This window comes from Kitasatospora sp. NPDC057512 (genome assembly GCF_042802135.1).
Taxonomy (GTDB): domain Bacteria; phylum Actinomycetota; class Actinomycetes; order Streptomycetales; family Streptomycetaceae; genus Kitasatospora.
Genome location: NZ_JBHVET010001265.1, coordinates 1 through 1177, shown reverse-complemented (window position 1 = coordinate 1177; position 1177 = coordinate 1). Strand labels below are relative to the sequence as shown.

Annotated in this window: 2 protein-coding genes; both read right to left on the bottom strand. The window is 72.0% G+C overall.

Going from position 1 to position 1177, the window contains the following annotated elements; genetic code table 11:
* Positions 1-4: 4 nt before the first annotated feature.
* Complete coding sequence (locus ACFU6K_RS39385; protein ID WP_380671536.1) at positions 5-433, bottom strand: RNHCP domain-containing protein; 429 nt, start codon at positions 431-433, stop codon at positions 5-7.
* Positions 434-461: 28 nt separating this feature from the next.
* Positions 462-830 carry an RNHCP domain-containing protein gene (locus ACFU6K_RS39380; RefSeq protein ID WP_049655414.1) on the bottom strand — a complete coding sequence of 123 codons (369 nt, stop codon included), beginning with the start codon at positions 828-830 and terminating at the stop codon, positions 462-464.
* Between the last annotated feature and the right edge of the window lie 347 nt (positions 831-1177).

Genomic DNA, 1177 nt, shown 5'->3' with positions numbered 1-1177 from the left:
CGGCCTACAGCGTGAGCAGGGTGCGGTGGGCCACGCTGGTGTCCCGCAGGGGTTTGAGGGCGAGCCGGACCAGCGCCAGGGCATTGTCGTCCCCGGCGATCCGGTTGGCGCTCAACTCGGTGCAGGACAGGCACTGGTGGATGATCATCCACTCGCCGTCGGCGCGGACCGACAGGCTCAGCGCGGTCATCCGGCCGCCGCAGCCGGCCGCCCGGTCGCCGGGTGTCCGGCCGTCGACATGACGGCTGGCCAGGCAGTTCGGACAGTGGTTGCGGTGGGCGGTGCCGGGGGCGTCCAGCGGGACGTCCAACCGGCAGTCCACGCAGCGGAAGGCGTTCGCCCGGTGGCCGCCCTGACCGTGCAGGACGTCCTTGTGCCGCTGCGGGCGGCGTTCCCGCCGGCTCGTGCCGCCGGTGTTCTTGCGTCGTGGCATGGCTGGGCCTCCCTCCTTCGCGCGCGCTTCAGAGGGTGCCGAACGCTTCGAGCGGGAACGGCGGTTGGGCGAGCGGCCGGACGGCCATCCGCATCAGGACGAGCTGGTTGTCGTCCGTGCAGACCGGGGTGGACGTCAGCTCGTCGCAGCGCACGCACCGGTGGACGACCGTCCAGTCGCCGGTGCGCAGCACCGCGATGGCGATCGGCGACATCCGGCCCAGGCAGTCGCTCGGCCCGCCCTCGACGTGGTCGAGGACGTGCTGCGAGTGCAGGCAGGACGGGCAGTGGTTGCGCCGCGTGCCGTCGGCGGCGTAGGTGGAGACGGTCAGACCGCACCAGGCGCAGGCGAAGGTGGAGGTCTTCAGAACGGGGGGAGTGCTGGAGGTGCTGGACACCCGGGGTGCTCCTTGCTGGGGGTTTGCGCAGTGACAGCAAGAGCAGGCCGAGCGGCCTCGACTGATCGTCAGGCGATGGTCGTCAGACGGTGGTCGTCGGACGGTGGCGAGGCGCACTCGGCGCGATCCGGGACATCAAGACACCCTCTCCGGTCGGGCGGCAGCCCGGGTCGATCGGTACGGAACGGCGTCAGCCTAACCACGCCGGTCGCACGGGCGCCAACGGTTTTCTCCCCGCTCCGGCCCTCGCCGCGGCGCCGGACATAAGGGCGCGCACGATGTCGGTATGGAGGTGACCAAGGTGCCGTCGGCGCTCCGACCCTGCTGCGGTAGCGGCGCGGGCCCCC